The organism is Streptomyces thermoviolaceus (assembly GCF_045209695.1).
In the GTDB taxonomy this organism is placed as follows: Bacteria; Actinomycetota; Actinomycetes; order Streptomycetales; family Streptomycetaceae; genus Streptomyces; species Streptomyces thermoviolaceus.
Genome location: NZ_CP109280.1, coordinates 2,589,938 through 2,604,955, shown reverse-complemented (window position 1 = coordinate 2,604,955; position 15,018 = coordinate 2,589,938). Strand labels below are relative to the sequence as shown.

Below are 15,018 nucleotides of genomic sequence, written 5' to 3'. Positions count from 1 at the left end.
TGGGTGGGGGTGGGTGGGGCGTTGCGGGGGCTGTGTCCTTCGGCGGGTGTCAGATGTGGATACCGTCTGCGAGTTCTTCGAACAGACCGACCCACTCGCTGTATTCATGGGCGAAGGGCAGGGGATCGACGCTTTGAATCTCTTCCTTCAAAGCTCGTACTTCGCCCCTGAGGCGTTCGTAGTAGAGTTCGTAGTAGACGTCGGCGTCCTCATCATCGTCTTCATCTTCGTCTTCATTTCTGTGTGATTCGATAAAATCGAGGTAAGAGGTTATCGTTTTCGTGAGTGACGAGATGTCTCTGTGGATTGGGATGGCCTCACGAGTGGCGTAGGTGTGCTGATAGATTATTCCCGTTTCCGGGTCGATGAGTGCAGCGTTGACCGGGAAGCAACCGATTGATACGAAATTCTCGGCTCCGTCGGGGATTCTCCAACCTTCTATCGTTCCTGCCGCACGGTACCAAAAGCGTTGAGGGTCGAATTCATCGGGCAGATTGAATGGGAATGAGGACCCAGGGGCATTGGGGAGCCCGACGTGGACGAGGAAGTCCAATGTTTCGCCTGTGAAGCCGTACTGGCGGGCTGTTGCCTCTGGTACGCGCACGGGCGTCATTGGGGCTACGCTCACCAGGCCGTCGTGTGTGATGTCGAAGAGCATGTGATGGCCTCGCTCACCTTTTTCTGACAGCCTTTAGAGCCGCTCCGTCGGATTCTGTCATCATTCCGGCGTTGAGAGCATGCTGTTTGTGCCATTTTCGCAAGTTTCTGATGTATGCCTTGTGCTCACGGTCCTTGTTGGGGTCTTGTTTCCCGTCAGGACCCGGGGTTTGATCGTAGCTATGTGAGTGTGTCACCTCAGAATTCGGCCTGAACATCGAGGCGAGCCGCTGATCACACCATGAGGTTCGGTCCTGGCATGGTTGACGCTCGGTATAGACGGATTGCACTCCGGCCGGATTTCCGTCTTTGAGTATGGGGTAACCGATTACACGTTCGGAGTGCTGCTTTCGCTGCGGCCGATAAGGGTGAAAGGTTCACCGTTGGAATCGACGTAGTGAGCGGCAGCATAGTTTCTTCCGCTGCAATCTTTCCTGGCGTAGCGGGCCAGTTGGACAGCGTCAGCTAGGTCGCTGACCTCGTCTGGATGGGACCGCTGCGGAGCCACCGATCCGCGAAGGCGGGGCGTGCTGTCGGGCACGCCCCGTGTGCAGGTGTCACGCCGTCACCTTGGCCGTCAGCCGGCGCGCAGCACCTGCGTCGTGTCGGAGATCCGGTCGGCGGTCGGCGTGGGGCGGCCGCCGACGACGTAGAGAGCGGAGCCGTCGCTGGTGGAGCCGCCGCGGGCCTCGGCTGCCGGCGAGGCGGGCAGGGCGGACCAGGTGTCGGTCGCCGGGTCGTAGGACCAGCCCTGATGCGTCACCGAGCTCAGGCCGGTGCCGGCGAGGCCGCCCTGGACCAGGAACCGGCCGTGCACCGCGCCGGATGCCGCGGCCATGGTGTTCGCGGGCAGATCCGCGATGGGCGACCAGGTGTCCTGGGCGGGGTCGTAGGAGTAGGCGCTGTTCAGCACGGAGGTGCGGGTGTCGCCGCCGGCGCAGTAGATCTTGTCCGCGAGCGTTGCGCAGGAGATGAAGGCGGCCTTGACCGGGTAGGCGGCCTTCTTGGTCCAGGTGTCGGTGGCCGGGTCGTACGCGGTCACCGTGTCGGTCATCGTGCAGGTGCTGTCGGTGCAGCCGCCGATCGTGTAGAGCGTGTCGTTCACGACCGCTGTCCCGGCTGCTGCGGCCGGGGCGGGGTTGGTCGCGGCGGTCTTCCAGGTGTCGGAGGCCGGGTCGTAGACGTTGGTCGTGCCCGTCGGCTGGAGGGAGAGGTCCCAGCCGCCGGTGACGTAGAACCTGTCGCCGATGAAGGCGCCCGAGGCGTTCTCCCGGGACACCGGGATGCCGGACCGCTGCGTCCAGCCGCTGCCCGGGGTGTAGGCGAACATGGCGGTTGTGCGTGCGGTGCCGGTGGTGCCGGACACGGAGTACAGGGTCCCGTCGTGGATGCCGACAACGTTGTCCTCGATCGGGGTCGGATAGGCAGGCAGGGTGGACCATGAGGCTGCGGCCTGCGTGTCGGCGGCCATGGCGGGGGCGGCCCCGGTCAGGGCGAGGACGGCAGCGCCGGCTGCGGCACCGACGGCGAGTGAGCGGGCGCTGCGGAGGCGGTTCACGGGACGCACGGGAGGGTTCCCTTTCCTCGGCGGAATGCAGGTGTGAGTGCACGATCGCGCAGTTCAGGAGGCGGGAGAGGGGCGATGGTGTCGGGCTGTTCTGCCCGCCTGTGGTGAGTGTTTCACCGACTCCCTGCTCTGCAACCGTGATTGATGTGACACGGCGTCAGGTGAACGGTGAGTGAATGTGACGCGTACACGTTTGATTCGCCGACTGGGCTGGCTGAGGAACGTGTGGCCCGCACCCCTGTCCGAGAGGAAGCCGGGGTGCGGGCCACGATCGTGGCCGGTGTCCGCCGTCGGCGTCCGGTGCCCGTGTGCGGCGAGTGACCGTGCCGGTCTTGTCAGGGAGACGGTGACGGCGCCCGCGGCGCACCGCACTGTGGGGCCCCGAAGCGACGCGTCGCCTCAGCTGCTCGTCGCCGCGACGGCGGCGGGTGTCACGGGGCCCCGGTGGGTGGCGCAGAAGGTGCCGCGGTCCTGGATGATGGCGCAGGCCTTCGCGTCCTCCGGGGAGTCGACGACGAGCATCAGGGTGTGGGCGTCGCGGCCGTACTGCTGGCGGTACTCCTCCGAGTGGCCGTCCCGGTGGGTGACGGTGACCCGGTCGCCGGCGAAGGTGCGGCTCATCTTCGCCCAGACCGTCCCGCAGGACGGGCTGTGCCGCAGCTCGATCGTGGCCCCGTACTTCTGGCCGCTGTAGGCGGTGACCGCGTCGTCGGCACAGTGCGTGCGGGCCGGGTCCAGCCCGGCGCAGGTCGTGCCGTGGCAGCTGATGGTGGGCGAAGGCTGGACGGTTATCGGCGCGGCCGTCGTGGTGGGCGGTGCGGCCGGCGGTGCGCCGGTCGTGTCGTCGGCGTTCGCGCTCATGATCCACACCGTGAGCCCTGCTCCCAGAGCGAGCACACCGGCGGCGCCCAGCAGCAGCGACCCGAGGCTGAAGTGGCGGCCGGCCGGAGCCGACGGGGCGGCTGCGGCAGCCGGGACGGCCGGGGTGGCTGCGGCAGCCGGGACGGCCTGGGTGGCCGGAGGGGGCGAGGAGGGCTGCGGGGGAGCGGGCGCGGTCTGCGCCGCTGACGGTGATGCCGCCCGCGGGTCCGTGCTCCGTGCGGTCGTCTCCCGCGCGGACATCTCCGTATGCCGTGCGCCCGTCTCTGTAGATGGTGCGGACGTCTCCGTATGCCGTGTGCCCGTCTCTGTATGTGGTGCGGCCGTCTCCGTATGCCGTGCGGCCGTCTTCGGCTCGCCTGCGGACATCTCCGTCTTCCGCGCGGAGGTCTCCGTCCTCCGTGCGGACTCCTGCGCGGCCAGGGCCGCATCCCACAGGGCGAGGAGCCGGTGGCGGCCGACGACTTCGGGGGCGGCCTCGGCGAAGCTGACCAGGGCGTCGCGGCGCGGCAGCCGGGTCTGGGTGCACCAGCGGTTCCAGGTGCTGGAGGAGGCGTTCGTCTTGCGGCCCAGCACGTGGTACGACCAGCTCAGCTCGGCCATGCACCGGCGGATCGCGGCGATCAGTTCGACGAGTTCCGGCAACGGCTCGTCGGCCATGGTGTCCCGAGTGCCGTCGGCCGTCCCGTTGTCGATCGCGTCCTGACCCGGCCCGTCCTGACCCGGCCCGTCCTGTCCCGCGGGCGTCCCGAACTGTCCCACGAATCCCCCCATCACATCAGAAATACGCTGGTCAAAGACTCGTGTGTCCCAATGTGACCCACTTTCACCGAGACTCTAGCGCTGGGACAGCGGGACGGTCATCTTCCTCTTCCGAGCCGCACGGACCGCGGCGAACCGACCTCAACCAGTCCCCTGACAACGGCCCTTGGGCCGGGTGTCCGGGCGGGCCGACGAGAGGAAGAGACGTGAACTGGACGAGCAGGAAGAAGAAGACCGCCGGATGGGCGAGCGCCGTGGTCGCCAGCGGAGGGATGATCTTCGCGGGCATGACCGTGCTCCCCGCGGACGCCGCCTCGCCCTCCTCGTACGCGGTCAAGGGCGTCGACGTCAGCCACCACAACCACAGCAACGGCAGCGCCATCGACTGGAACAAGGTCCGCTCCTCCGGCCAGCAGTTCGCCTTCATCAAGGCCACCGAGGGCGCCGACGTGCAGGACCCGTGGTTCGCCCGTGACCTGCGCGGCGCACGGCAGGCCGGCCTGCCCCACGGTCCGTACCACTTCTACGGCCGCACCCCGGCGGCCGACCAGGCCCGCAACTTCATCAGCACCGTGAAGGCGGCCGGCTACACGGGCAAGGCGGCGGGCGAACTGCCCCCGGTGCTCGACCTCGAGCAGACGAACGGCAAGTGCCCCGCCAACTTCAGCACCGCCGGTGTGCGCACCTTCATCGACACCGTCACCTCGCAGCTCGGCGTGAAGCCGATCATCTACACCACGAAGGGGTTCGTGGACGCCTGCATGGGCGGCGACGGCTCGGTGTTCGCCGGGCATGTGATGTGGCAGCCGAGGTACAAGAGCGGCTCCAACGAGCCCGCGCCGGTGCCGGGTGCCGGGCAGGGCTGGAAGATCTGGCAGTACACGGAGACCGGCAGCGTGCCGGGCATCCCCTCCGACGGCCACGTCGACCTGAACGTCTTCCGTGGATCGCTCGCCGAACTGCGCCGGCTCGCCCACCTGAGCGGAAACGGCGGCGGCACCGCGTCGTCCGCTCAGGCACCGGTCACCGGAGCGCCCGTGCTGAAGACGAACAGCCGCGGCACCGACGTCGTCACCGCGCAGCTGCTGCTGAACGCCGCCGGAGCGCGCCTGGACGCCGACGGCATTTACGGTCCGAAGACGGTGGCCGCGGTGAAGTCCTTCCAGTCCGCCCACGGTCTGGACGCCGACGGGATGGTCGGTCCGAAGACCTGGGGAGCCCTGATCGTCACCCTCAAGCAGGGCGACCGGGGCCCGGCGGTCACGGCCCTGCAGCACCAGCTCAACGACTCCGGCGCCCAGCTGCGCACCGACGGCATCTTCGGATCCGGCACGGCGGCCGCCGTCCGTTCCTTCCAGAGCGCGAAGGGTCTGCAGACCGACGGCATCGCCGGTCCCCGGACGTGGAGCGCCCTGCTCACCGACCGCAGCGGCGGCGGGTCCGGCACGCCCGCCACGGGAGACGCCGTCGCCCTGGCCAAGCAGCTGCTGAACACCTCGGGCGTCACCTTCGCCCGGGCGCACTCCGAGACCCAGCACAGCGGTTCCACCGCCTACGCCAACATCGTCGACATGGCCGCCGGCAAGGGCGCGCTGACCAGCCCGCAGAGCCACGTCGGAGCCAAGCGCGTCCAGCTCGACCCGCGGATGCTGCGCGGACTGCTGACCCTGCGCAACTCCTACGGGTACCGCATGAACATCAGCGAGTTCGTGGGCGGCGTCCACAGCAAGAACTCCCGCCACTACCGGGGTCTCGCCTTCGACGTCAACGAGATCAACGGCATCCACGTCGGCAGCGGCGCACCGCACAGCGCGTTCATGGCGGCCTGCCGCAAGCTCGGTGCGACCGAGGTCCTCGGCCCGGGCGACAAGGGCCACAGCACCCACGTCCACTGCGCCTGGAAGTGACCGGTCTCCAGCAGCACTGACCACATCTCGCACATGAACGGGCGGGGCACCGCGCACACGCACCGGTGCCCCGCCTCGTTCCTCCCCGCCCCGTTCCGTATGGCCACTACCGGCCCCAACCCCCAACGGCCCCCAACGGCCCCTTCACGCCTACCGGCCGGACGGCCGCTTCAGGCCCCTGCACGGCCCCTGATCGCACAGGAGAGGACCGAGGACCGCATGACCGGCAACGCCCCCGCCTCGGCCGCACGGCGGCTGGCCGACTGGCTCCGCAGCCGCCCCTTGGTGCTGGCCATCTTCGTCATCGCCGCCCTGACCATGGCGGCCTCCGCCTACCAGAACGCCCAAGGCCGCGCCGACAGCCCACCGCTCCCGGCGGCACCCGCAGAGGACTGCGTGTCGTACGACGCCTGCGGCCCCGAGAACGTGAACGGCTTCGGCGACCCGGATCCCACCGATCCCACCGATCCCACCGGGGGCACCCAGGACACGCAGGATCCCGCGCCGACCGCCGACCCGACGGACGTCCCGCAGGACCCCGGCACGACCGGTGGCGCATCCGGCGCATCGCCCGGCCCCGGGACAGACGATGCGTCCGCCGACCCGGGCACCGGGAACGCGCAGACGCCGGGCACCGGCCGCCGCAGCTGGCCGGTCGTCAAGCCCGGCGACCGCGGGGAGACCGTCGCCGCGATCCAGCTCCTCCTGACCGCCCACGGCTACCGCACCTCCGCCGACGCGGTCTACGGCCCGGCGACGAAGAGCCAGGTCACCGTCTACCAGCGCGACCGTTCCCTCAGCGACGACGGCATCACCGGCCCCGACACCTGGCACGCCCTGATCGTCACCGTCCGCGCCGGCGAGCGCGGACCGGCCGTGACGGCCGTGCAGCGCCTGCTCACCGTCCACGGCCACCCCGTGCCGGCGAACGGCACCTTCGACGACGCGACCGCCCAGGCGGTCACCGCCTTCCAGACCGCCCACGCCCTCACCCCCGACGGCGTCGTCGGCCCGGACACCTGGTCCGCGCTGGTGACCCCCGCCCAGGAGCGGCAGCAGGGGGCGTAGGGTGCCGCTCCCGGCGCCGGACATGCGACGGCCGTGGCGACGCGGGACGACGCGGGACGGCGCGGGACGGCTCGGACGGGGGGGAACGGCGCGGAACGGACGGACCTGTCGCGACCGCACCATCAACCTGTCGGGCGCCGAGCCGCTTCGGCCCAGGCCACGGCGACTTGCCCGGCTGCGGCCCGGTACAGCATGTCCTCCGCTACGGGAGCCCGGACGCCGGTCACGCGGCGGTGTCAGTGCCCCCGGCTACTCTCGCGGCATGGTCGAGGTGGGGGTGAGCGAGCTGCGTCGCAGCCGCGACAGACTGGAGAGGCAGGCGAAGGCCGCCGAGGGCGCGGGGGGGCCGGCGACGAGCGGGCTGCTGCTGTTCTACGCGGTGGAGTGCGCTCTGAAGGCGGAGTTGCTGCGCGGCGTTCTGCACCGCAACGACACGTCCGGGTTGCCCAGTGACCTGCGGTCGCACGACCTGCGGCGACTGGCCAAGGCGCTGAAGCTGAAGGCGCCCGAGGCGGCGGACCCGCTGCGGTGCCGGCGGCGCAGAGGCGGCGGCTGGATCGAGTGCCGTGAGCTGCACGAAGCCTGGCGTTATGGTGCGGAACTGCGTGCGGAAGATCAGAAGGCGGCGCTGGAATCGCTGAAAGCGCTTCTGGACGATGCCAGGGGAGGTGAGCGGGGTGGCCGACAAGCTCTTCACCTGGGCGGATGTGGATGCCCGCCTGGCGCAGTCCGCGGCCGACGGCAGGTGGCCCGCGTGGCTGATGGAGGCCGATGCCTGGTGGGACGGCCTGGAGCTGTTCGTCCATCCTGACACCACCCGGGCCGAGGTCCGGGAATGGCTGGACGGTCTGTTCGGACTTGGTTCCGTCTCCGAAGAGGAGGGAGTCCTCGAACTGGCACTCGACCGGCCGTCCTCTCACCATCCTGCTGCGTTGGAAGTGCGGCTGATCGAGGAGAGCCGGCGCACGCGCGTCGCACGGCGTCCCCGGCTCGGTGAGCGGCGGATCGTCCGCGAACTGGGGGAGCTGCTGCCGCGTCCGGAGAGCGATGAACTCCCCGGCGGCAGGCAGATGATCGCGTTCCACTCCTTCAAGGGCGGTGTGGGGCGCACCCTGCACGCCGTAGCGCTGGCCGATCACCTGGCGCAGCGCGGGCAGCACGTGCTTCTCGTCGACGCCGACCTCGAGGCGCCGGGCATCACCTGGATGTACCAGGCGCAGCGCGGCCGTTGTGACATCGCGTACGAGGATCTGCTCGCTCTTCTGCACTCCGCTCAGGAAGGAGACGCGACAGAGGCGGTGGGGATCGCCGCCGCTTATCTGCCCAATCAGCGGGTGTCCAGGTATCCCGGCACCGGATGTGTGACGGTGCTGCCCGCCGGTCGTCGCGCCCGGTTCGGTCCGCCCCGGATCGCTCCTGCCGACCTGCTGACCGAGGACCGCTCGCCGTACTTCCTGAGCGAATCACTCGCTCAGCTCGCGGTGGCGGCCGAAGCGGACACCGTGGTCCTCGACCTCCGTGCCGGTGCGTCGGAGCTTGCCGCGCCGATCCTGCTCGATCCGCGCGTCATGCGTGTCTTCGTCACCACGATCAGCAGCCAGTCCCTCCACGGCACCGAAAAACTGATCCGCCAGCTGGGCTCCCAGTCACCGGCCCGTGCCGGGGTGGATCCCGCGCCGGGTGCCGTCATCACGCAGTACCGGCCGGACGTGCACGACGGCCACGCCGAACAGGCGCGGGCACGGCTGTCCGACGCGCTGTCGTCGATGCTGACCGTGCCGCCGGAGGCCGCGGACGGTGCCGCCGACCCCGACGATCTGGCCGTCGACGAGCAGGTGCTCACCGAGCCGGTGCTCAGCCGCTTCCGTGAGGAACTGCTGGCCCTGCCGGAGAGCTGGGACGCCGTGGTGGAGGTGGTACGCCGGTGCGGTCTGCCCGACCTGCTGGAGGAGTTCGCTCCCGGCACGGTGCTCGCCGGCGGTTGTGAGGAGGAGCCCGAGACGCTGGACGACCGCCGGCGTGGTCTGGAGCGCAGTGCGGACCGTCTGGTCTATGCCGAGCAACGAGGCATGGACGTCGGCCTGACGTTCCTGACCACCGAACCGGTCCGGCGGCTCATCGCCGACCACAGTACCGACCTGCCTGTCGCGGTCGTGGTGGGTGCGAAGGGGTCGGGGAAGACGTTCACCTTCGCGCGCCTGGGCGCGCAGAAGACCTGGCAGGCCTTCGCCACGGAGAACGGCCAGCACGTTCGACGCCAGGCGCGTGTCGTGCCCGTACTCGACCCTGCCAACATGTCGGAGCCCCGGCCGGGTGTGCCCTCACCCCAGGAACTGCGTGACGCGGCGGCCGACGGACACGGCATCACTGCCGACGAGATCCGCACCCATCTCAACGCCGGACTGCGTCACGAGCGCGCCGAGGACGAGGAGTTCTGGCGGAGCCGCTGGCTGGAGTGCCTGGCCAGGGCGGCGGGAGCGGCTGAGGGCGAGCCCGCCGAGGCGTTCCTCATCAACGTCAACCAGAAGCGAGAGGGCACCCTGTTCGTCGTCGACGGACTGGAGGACTGGCTGGAGACGGTGGACTCCGAGGCCAAACGCATCGCCCTGCGTGTGCTGCTCAGGGAGGTCCCGGACTGGCTGCGGCGGCTGCGCAGCCGTTCGCTCGGACTTGTGGTCTTCGTGCGGCAGGACCTCGTCCGTGCGGCGATCCGGCAGAACCTCGGGCAGTTCCTGTACCGCTACTCGCCCTACGAGCTGCGCTGGGACACCGAGGACGCGCTGCGGTTGTCTCTGTGGGTGGCGGTCAACGCCGGCGCGGTGTCCGCGCCGGACACACCGATCGCGGACATGGGCTTCGAAGAGATCGTCCGCTCCTTGCTCCCCCTGTGGGGGGCGAAGCTGGGCACGGACTCCTCACGGGAGGCATGGACCGAGCGGTGGGTCCCGGCGGCGCTCGGCGACTTCAAGAAGCAGATCCAGGCACGGGACGTCGTCCGTTTCCTCTGCGAGGCGGCCAAGGCGTCGGTGGGGGACAGCCGTTGGACCGACCGTGTTCTCACCCCGGCCGCGATGCGCAAGGCGCTGGGCGAGTGCAGCCGGGCGAAGGTCGAGGAGATCAACCAGGAGAATCCCCGGCTGGGCAAGCTGTTCAAGGAGATGGAGAGCTTCTCGGAGAAGGTCAAGATGCCGTTCGAGGCGTCCGCTGTGGGGCTGAAGTCCGATGACGTGGAAGCCTTGGAGGAGTGGGGGGCTCTGGCCCGGGACGCCGACGGGCGGTACCGCATGCCCGAGATCTATCGCCACGCCCTGGGCTTCCGCACCCAGGGAAGGGCTCGAGTGGTCAAGGGTCTTTGAAGGGCGGCGGTCGCTCCCCTGCCCCCGGCAGAGGGCGCGGCCGCCGTTCAGGGTGTGTCAGTGATCGGCGGCGTGGGCGAGGAACGCCGCCCAGACGGTGGGGGTGAGGGTGAGGCGGGGGCCGGTGGGGTTCTTGGAGTCGCGGACGAGGATGTGCTGCGGGAGTGCCGCTACCTCGACACAGGACGGGCCGTCGGCGGTGCTGTAGCTGCTCTTTATCCACTGCAGCTGGGAGTTGGGCTTGAGGCTCATGTCTCTCCTCGCAGTCGCTCGATGAAGGCCAAGGACTCCCGTGGCGTGAGGGCCTGCGCTCGGATGATCCCATAACGCATGTCGAGGACGGTGGTTTCCGCAGGGTCGCTCAGAACACGGCTGATGAGTGCCGCTTCGCTGAGACCCACGGTCGTACCGTCCTTGAGTTTGAGCAATCGGAAGAGGCCGTCGATTCCCGAGTTCTCCTCACTGCTGAACGGGAGCACTTGCAGGTCGACATGAGGCAACCGGGCCATCTCCAACAGCCGGTCGAGCTGTGCGCGCATCACCCTCCTGCCTCCGATCAGCCGTCGTAGCGTCGACTCGCACTGGACAAAGCTGAACAGAGGCTGTGCGGGCGCGCTGGTCAGGATCTCCTGGCGAGCCAGCCGCGCGGCCACCTGCTGTTCCAACTCCTCCTGTGTGAAGGGTGGCCGTCGGGAACCGAAGACGGATCGGGCATACTCCTCGGTCTGGAGCAGGCCATCCACGACCACGTTGTTGTACGAGCAGATCTGGACGGCTTCGGCCTCGAGGCGCTTCACATCCCGCACCTTCTTCGGATACCGGACCTCGGCCAGGTCCTGCTTCATCGCCGCGATCTTGCCGTTCGCTCCCAGGACTTTGTCCGCCGCGTCGAGATACTCGGGCCGGGGGATGCGCCGGCCCCGCTCCACGGAGGAGACGAGTTCCTCGCCGTAGCCGATGGCCGCACCGAACTCCGACTGGGTGAGGCCGGCCGCCTCCCGCCACAGCTTGAGCTGGCGGGCGACCGCTCGTACCACCGCGCCCGCTTCCTCGTCCTCCGGGTTCACGCCTTCGATGCTCATGTCCGCGCCCTCCCGCCGCGTCCCTTCCGGTCCAACTCCCACGCTTCGCGACCGGTCACCCCGTACAGCCCGGACGGGAACGGACGCGATGCGGACAAGGAGCAACCGCACAGGCGGCCATTCTTCACGATGAGCGTCGGATCGGACACGGTGAGTGATGTGAATCAGCATGACCAGCGCACCGTCACCGTGCAGGCGCCCCTGCACCAGTTCGCCGTACCGCTGTCCGCCACCCGTCGTGGGGCCCGGCTCGCTCGATTGCTCGCCGCCGAGCGTCTGCGTGCCTGGGGGCTGCCGGTGGAGCCGGCCGACCTGATCGTCGCGGAGCTGGCCGCGAACGCCGTGCTGCACGGGCGAGTTCCGGGGCGCAGTTTCCGGCTCGGTCTCTCGGTGACCGTTCGGGGTGTCCTGTGCATCGAGGTCACCGACGCGCGCGGTGAGGTCCTCCCGGCGCGTCGGCGCGCTGTCGTCGGGCCGGTGGAATCCGGTCACGGTCTGCTGCTCGTCGAGGAGTTGGCCGATCGGTGGGGTGTGCGCAGCGGTCCGGTGCCGTGCAAGACGGTGTGGGCGGAACTCGACCTCGCCCGGGCGTCGGTGCACGTCGCACCGGAGCCCGGAAGTGGGGGACCCGGTGGTGCTGCGGCCGGGGCCGCGGGCGGTAAAAGACCAAAGAACCGGGGGAAATAACCAACCAACCCACCAAACCTGGCATCCGTCGCTCGGGCGGGTGAAAGTGGGTGGACCGGGTGGCGGGGCGGTGGTCGGGGCGTGCAGGCTCACCCCCGAGGCGGCGAGGCATATGCATCGCGCTCACGGCGCTCACCGCACTCACGACCCCAGACGCAAATCGGCCCCCGCAGGGAGCGGCATTCCCGATGCGAGGGCCTGACCGACGAGGAAGCCAAACCTTCCCCATGGCTGAGCAGAAGATTAGCGCTGCCCTGCGCCCGCTTCAGGCGCTTCGGCGATCCACCACCCACTCCGGTGTCACCCACGTACGCACGTACCAGTCCGGGCAGTACGTGATCGTCGGCAACCACCTCGCCCAGCACCGCCAGTTGTCGCTGACCGCCATCGGGCTGGCGACCCACATGATGTCGGTGCCCGAGGGCACCCCGGTCGACATCCGCAGCCTCGCCGAACGCTTCCCCGAGGGGCGGGACCGGATCGCGGCGGCGCTGCGCGAGCTGGAGGCGCACGGGTATCTCGAACGGGTCCGTGAGCACACGGGCGCGGGCCGGCTGATCACGCGAACGTACGTGCATCACGTGCCCGTTGACGATGCTGCCGCGGCCGCAGCTGTGCCGCTGCGGGTGGCCGTACGCCCTGCGGCGGGCGGTCGCAGGGCCGAGCGGCAGGCCGCCGGTACGGAGGCCAACCCTCCGGCGGCGCCCGAGGAGGACGACCCGTCGCCGTGCTCGCAGCTGTCGCCGTCCGAACCGGAGGAGCCGGTGCCGGTGGCGTCACCGCCGGCTCCGGCGCCGTCGGAACCAGCGGCACTGCCGCCTGCACCCACGGCAGCACCAGCACCATCAACAGCAGCGGCACCACAGACACCCCAGGCCGTACCAGCGACGTCGGCGGAGGCCGAGCCTCCGCCCCAGCCCCCGCACGAGCAGGCTCCTCGTGATCGCCGGTACGACAAGGCGGTCGCTCTCCTCGCCGGGCTGCGGCGTGCGGACGAGCGTCTCATCCTGTCCCGCCGGGACGTGGAACGGCTGGTGCCGGCCGTGACCGCGTGGTTCGACAGCGGGGCGACGACCGCGGTGATCCAACAGGCCCTCACCGGTGGCCTGCCCGTCGACCTGAGGAACCCGGCGAAGCTGATCGCCTACCGCCTGGCCGAACTGCTGCCGATGCCACTCCCCGCCCGTCCGGCGCCGCCGTCGGACGGCGCCGTGCCGGGACAGGTGCCGCGTCGGCCGGACCCGTTCCAGACCTGCGACGGCTGCGAACGCGCCTTCCGCGCCCCGCATCCCGGGATGTGCCGTGACTGCCGCGCGGAGAGAGCGGCGAGGGGCGGGGCCGCGTGCGCGGCGTGAACCGGTGCTCAGGGTGCGACCGTTCGGTGGTCGACGGCCGTGGAGCCAAGGCCGAGAAGCGGCAGACCCGGAGTGTCAGACCCTCCCCTTACCGTTGCCCCATGGACATGGACAACCCGCAGGACGTCGACGCGGCGTTCTGGGCGCAGATGCTGGGCGTCACGATCAGCGACGAGCGGCCCGCGCCGGACTCGCCTCTCGGTCGCGTACGGGCGTTCACCGAGCGGTACGGCGAGGACGCACTGCGGCCCGAGCACATACGGGCGGCCGTCGAGGGACGTCCGCTTCCGCCTCCGGAGTGAGGACCGCCGAGCGACCTGGCGAGCGGCACCCGGGAGGCCCCGGACGCCGACGTCGCGTCGGCAAATGCACACGGTGTGCGGGCGTAGCGTAGAAGTCATGACGAAGTACGGATCCTTTCCCGGTACACGTCCTCGTCGGCTGCGCACCACGCCCGCGATGCGTCGCATGGTCGCCGAGACCCGGCTCCACCCGGCGGACCTGATCCTGCCCGCGTTCGTGCGGGAGGGTGTGAGCGAGCCGGTGCCGATCGAGGCGATGCCCGGGGTCGTGCAGCACACGCGCGACAGCCTGAAGAAGGCCGCCGCCGAGGCGGTGGAGGCCGGGATCTCCGGGATCATGCTCTTCGGCGTGCCGGAGGAGTCCAAGAAGGACGCCGTGGGGACGGCCGGCACCGACCCGGACGGGATCCTGCAGGTCGCGCTGCGCGACGTGCGTGCCGAGGTCGGCGACGACCTGCTCGTCATGTCGGATCTGTGCCTGGACGAGTTCACCGACCACGGGCACTGCGGTGTGCTGGACGCCCAGGGGCGGGTGGACAACGACGCCACGCTGGAGCGGTACGCCGAGATGGCCCAGGTGCAGGCCGACGCCGGGGCCCACGTCGTGGGCCCCAGCGGGATGATGGACGGGCAGATCGGTGTGATCCGTGACGCTCTGGACCAGATCGGGCGGGAGGACGTCGCGATCCTCGCCTACACCGCCAAGTACGCGTCCGCGTTCTACGGCCCCTTCCGCGAGGCCGTCGGATCCTCGTTGCAGGGCGACCGGAAGACCTACCAGCAGGACCCCGCCAACCTGCGGGAGTCGCTGCGCGAGCTGGCCCTCGACCTCGAGGAGGGCGCCGACATGGTGATGGTCAAGCCGGCCGGTCCCTACCTGGACATCCTCGCCCGGGTCGCCGACGCCGTGGACGTGCCCGTCGCGGCCTACCAGATCTCCGGCGAGTACTCCATGATCGAGGCCGCGGCCGAGAAGGGCTGGATCGACCGCGACCGGGCCATCCTGGAGACGCTGACCGGCATCAAGCGGGCCGGTGCGCGGAACATCCTCACCTACTGGGCCGTCGAGGTCGCGCGGAAGCTGCACTGAGGCTCGAGGGCGCGCCGAGGGTGCTCGGCGCGCTCCACGCGCCGGTCGGTGTCCGGCCGCGGTGCCGCCGCATCCGAGGGCGCGGGGCACCAGCGCGCCATGGACCGGGACACCGACACCGTGGACGGGCCCTCGTCCCGCAGGCCCTGGCCGTCGTAGCAGCCGGTCAGGGCCGCGCCCGTGACCAGCACGAACGCCGTCGCGGTGAGCAGACGGGCGTGCGAGCCGGACCGGGCGCGGGTGCGCGTGCGGACATCGTGGCTGTCGGCACAGTGCGCGGGCATGGTGCTCCCCTGACGTTCCGTG

The 15,018-nt window shown here is 70.0% G+C and carries 14 protein-coding genes and 1 pseudogene; 8 read left to right on the top strand and 7 right to left on the bottom strand.

The annotated features are described in order from the left end of the window. Window positions 1–49: 49 nt before the first annotated feature. The 4 genes and pseudogenes from OG899_RS11370 to OG899_RS11355 all read right to left on the bottom strand — a co-directional run bounded on the left by OG899_RS11370 (window position 50) and on the right by OG899_RS11355 (window position 3,865). Complete coding sequence (locus OG899_RS11370; protein ID WP_168131510.1) at window positions 50–658, bottom strand: SUKH-4 family immunity protein; 609 nt, start codon at window positions 656–658, stop codon at window positions 50–52. Window positions 659–671: 13 nt separating this feature from the next. After that, a pseudogene (locus OG899_RS11365) lies at window positions 672–998 on the bottom strand (nucleic acid/nucleotide deaminase domain-containing protein); the annotation flags it as partial. A 236-nt stretch (window positions 999–1,234) separates the two neighbouring features. Continuing rightward, window positions 1,235–2,215, bottom strand: a complete 981-nt coding sequence (locus tag OG899_RS11360; RefSeq protein ID WP_406311013.1) for a Kelch repeat-containing protein — start codon at window positions 2,213–2,215, stop codon at window positions 1,235–1,237. 408 nt (window positions 2,216–2,623) lie between these two features. Continuing rightward, entirely contained in the window at window positions 2,624–3,865 is a 1,242-nt protein-coding gene (locus tag OG899_RS11355) for a DUF2690 domain-containing protein (RefSeq protein ID WP_168131512.1), read from the bottom strand. 206 nt (window positions 3,866–4,071) lie between these two features. Between OG899_RS11355 and OG899_RS11350 the strand changes: the two genes are divergently transcribed. The 4 genes from OG899_RS11350 (at window position 4,072) to OG899_RS11335 (ending at window position 10,196) form a co-directional block, all read left to right on the top strand. Next, window positions 4,072–5,772 carry a GH25 family lysozyme gene (locus OG899_RS11350; protein ID WP_125497014.1) on the top strand — a complete coding sequence of 567 codons (1,701 nt, stop codon included), beginning with the start codon at window positions 4,072–4,074 and terminating at the stop codon, window positions 5,770–5,772. A 219-nt stretch (window positions 5,773–5,991) separates the two neighbouring features. Next, window positions 5,992–6,840 (top strand): peptidoglycan-binding protein, encoded by an 849-nt coding sequence (locus OG899_RS11345; RefSeq protein WP_125497013.1) that lies wholly within the window; start codon window positions 5,992–5,994, stop codon window positions 6,838–6,840. 262 nt (window positions 6,841–7,102) lie between these two features. After that, window positions 7,103–7,651, top strand: coding sequence for a hypothetical protein (locus tag OG899_RS11340; protein WP_406311012.1), 549 nt, complete (start codon window positions 7,103–7,105; stop codon window positions 7,649–7,651). Then, window positions 7,548–10,196 (top strand): ParA family protein, encoded by a 2,649-nt coding sequence (locus OG899_RS11335; protein ID WP_406311191.1) that lies wholly within the window; start codon window positions 7,548–7,550, stop codon window positions 10,194–10,196. Before OG899_RS11340 ends, OG899_RS11335 begins: the two co-directional genes overlap by 104 nt. A 57-nt stretch (window positions 10,197–10,253) precedes the next feature. Here the strand turns inward: OG899_RS11335 and OG899_RS11330 are convergent, their stop codons facing one another. Beyond that, the gene (locus OG899_RS11330) at window positions 10,254–10,448 is read right to left on the bottom strand and encodes a DUF397 domain-containing protein (protein ID WP_125497011.1); all 195 of its coding nucleotides are present in this window, start codon (window positions 10,446–10,448) and stop codon (window positions 10,254–10,256) included. Then, complete coding sequence (locus OG899_RS11325) at window positions 10,445–11,278, bottom strand: helix-turn-helix transcriptional regulator (RefSeq protein WP_125497010.1); 834 nt, start codon at window positions 11,276–11,278, stop codon at window positions 10,445–10,447. Before OG899_RS11325 ends, OG899_RS11330 begins: the two co-directional genes overlap by 4 nt. A 159-nt stretch (window positions 11,279–11,437) precedes the next feature. On the opposite strand from OG899_RS11325, the gene OG899_RS11320 reads away from it, so the two are divergent. From OG899_RS11320 to hemB, 4 genes are all read left to right on the top strand, one after another. Beyond that, a complete protein-coding gene (locus OG899_RS11320) occupies window positions 11,438–11,965 on the top strand; it encodes an ATP-binding protein (RefSeq protein WP_373296706.1) in 528 nt (175 codons plus the stop codon). 227 nt (window positions 11,966–12,192) lie between these two features. Further along, window positions 12,193–13,320 (top strand): helix-turn-helix domain-containing protein, encoded by a 1,128-nt coding sequence (locus OG899_RS11315; protein ID WP_251504270.1) that lies wholly within the window; start codon window positions 12,193–12,195, stop codon window positions 13,318–13,320. Between the two features lie 101 nt (window positions 13,321–13,421). Further along, window positions 13,422–13,622: a hypothetical protein gene (locus tag OG899_RS11310; protein WP_125497009.1), complete on the top strand. Its 201-nt coding sequence runs from the start codon at window positions 13,422–13,424 to the stop codon at window positions 13,620–13,622. 97 nt (window positions 13,623–13,719) lie between these two features. Continuing rightward, window positions 13,720–14,712, top strand: a complete 993-nt coding sequence (gene hemB / locus OG899_RS11305) for a porphobilinogen synthase (protein ID WP_125497008.1) — start codon at window positions 13,720–13,722, stop codon at window positions 14,710–14,712. Here the strand turns inward: hemB and OG899_RS11300 are convergent. After that, on the bottom strand, window positions 14,676–14,996 hold the full coding sequence (locus OG899_RS11300; protein ID WP_125497007.1) for a hypothetical protein: 321 nt from the start codon (window positions 14,994–14,996) through the stop codon (window positions 14,676–14,678). The two genes, hemB and OG899_RS11300, sit on opposite strands and share 37 nt — an antisense overlap. Window positions 14,997–15,018: the final 22 nt, after the last annotated feature.